The 2,021-nt window shown below is 56.6% G+C and carries 2 protein-coding genes; one reads left to right on the forward strand and one right to left on the reverse strand.

Annotated elements, in window-relative coordinates:
• On the forward strand, nucleotides 1-1,573 hold a 1,573-nt coding region (locus tag Q8M73_12395; GenBank protein ID MDP2289350.1), incomplete at its 5' end, for a diguanylate cyclase.
• A gap of 136 nt (nucleotides 1,574-1,709) precedes the next feature.
• On the opposite strand, the gene Q8M73_12400 is transcribed toward Q8M73_12395, so the two are convergent.
• Nucleotides 1,710-2,021: EAL domain-containing protein (locus Q8M73_12400; GenBank protein MDP2289351.1), on the reverse strand; the 312-nt coding region annotated here is incomplete at its 5' end.

A 2,021-nucleotide genomic window follows, 5' to 3' on the forward strand; every position in this document is an offset into this window, starting at 1 on the left:
AGTGCGATTGCTGGATGACACATTCCAGTGCCATGCATACCTTGTTGACAACGGCACAGACTCGGTTCTGATCGACCCGGGATCAAATGTCACGATCGATGGCGTCCTTTCAAAGGTTCGACAAGTGATGCCGCTGGATCACATCAAGTATCTCGTGTGTCATCACGCCGATCCGGACGTGTGCAGTTCGCTGACCGATCTGACGGGAATTCTCAAACGCGACGATGTCCAAGTCGTCACTGAATGGCGTGCGCGTGAATTGCTTGACCACTACGGTCACCGGTTTCCTTATTACTTGCTCGAAGACCACGCTTGGCGGCTTCCGCTGGCTGGCGATCGCGAGCTCCAGTTTCAGCTCACGCCGTACTTGCATTTTCCTGGCGCATTCGTCAGTTTCGATACGCTCACCGGCACCCTGTTTTCCGCTGATCTGTTCGGCGGCTTCGTCCCGGATTCCAATATCCTCGTCGGCACCGATCTTGAGTACATTCTCGAGGCGGCTCGCCCATTCCATCAGCACTACATGCCTAGCCGACAACTGCTTGAAGTTGGTCTAACTCGCATCCAGCAGCACTGGCCAGATATTGCTCGTATAGCGCCACAGCATGGGCACATCATTGAAGGTGATCTCGTGCAGCCAGCCTTTGAGGGTCTCAAGCAAATCGAATGCGGCATCTTCACCTTGTCCGATGCTGATCTTGACCTACAACACCTCATGCGACTGAGCGAATGCAGGGCGTACATCCTGCAGGCACTGCTCGAAGCTCATTCCCCGGGCGAGCTCGTGGCGCAGATCAACCGAATCCTTCTTGACACTCAGATTGCTGCTGAAGTCCTCCTCCGGCTCTTCCTGCCAGATGAACGCCAGTGGGTGGAATGGGGGAGAGAGGGCGCAAGGACTGCGCACAGTGGGACGCATCGGGGTTGGATGACCATCCCGCTGGATGGTGCACCTAAAGCGAATCTCCTGGTAGGCGGGCGCGATGGTGGCGCGCGCGACCAAGATTTCGCTTCGATGCTTGACGCGATGGCGTCGATCATTCGCCCAACGGTTGAGCAGTATCTGGCGGAGAGGCGACTACACCAAGAAGCTGAGACCGACCAGTTGACAGGGTTGGGAAATCGTCGAGCGTTGGAGCTGGTCATCCCAGCGGATCGCTACTGTGTCATGGCAATGGATGTGGATCACTTCAAGCGAGTCAACGACGAATTCGGGCATCCGGCTGGAGATCGAGTGCTGCGAAGGGTTTCCGCGGCTGTTCGCAATACCGCCCGCTCCGGTGATGGGGTATTTCGAACAGGAGGTGAGGAGTTCCTTGTCTACCTGCCTCGGGCGACAAAGCAAGCGGCTATTCGCGCAGCCGAGCGCATTCGCGCTGCTGTGTCATCCCTTGATCTCACAGGTGAGGCTCCTGACGGTCACGTCACTCTCAGCGTTGGCATCGCCGAGCTTGAGCGCAGTGATGCCAATGGCCTCGACGATGTGATGTCGCATGCAGACGAGGCGCTCTATCGGGCTAAGAGTGCAGGACGTAACCAAATATCGGTCTACTCGGCAGCGGCGACAAACTGACATTTACAAAGCCCTTGGCCAAGCAAATGGACAGTCGCACACTGAAGTCGTTGCACTGCTTCATTTGTGACAGTCACTGCTGTTCAAGTCATTCAGCGCAGGGCAAGAAAGTGTCGTCAGAACTGTCGCAGGTGTCTCACCCGTTTTCAGCACCATCAGGAGTGGAGTAGCTGTGGTCGAGTAGTGGAGTGATGTCGTCATGAGGCAGGGCTTTGGAGTAGAGCCAGCCTTGGACGCTCTTGCAGCCCATCGTGCCCAAGAGCTCGGCCTGCTCGGAGGTTTCCACACCCTCAGCCGTGACAGCCATCTCCAGGACCGCAGCCAGGGCGATTGTTGCTGCGATGATTTTGCGGTCCTTGTCTTCGGTGTTCATGTTCGTGACAAAACTCTGGTCGACCTTCAGCAGGTCGATCGGGTATTTGTGCAGGTAGGTCAAGGAGGCGTACCC

The organism is Actinomycetota bacterium (assembly GCA_030684515.1).
In the GTDB taxonomy this organism is placed as follows: domain Bacteria; phylum Actinomycetota; class Actinomycetes; order S36-B12; family S36-B12; genus UBA11398.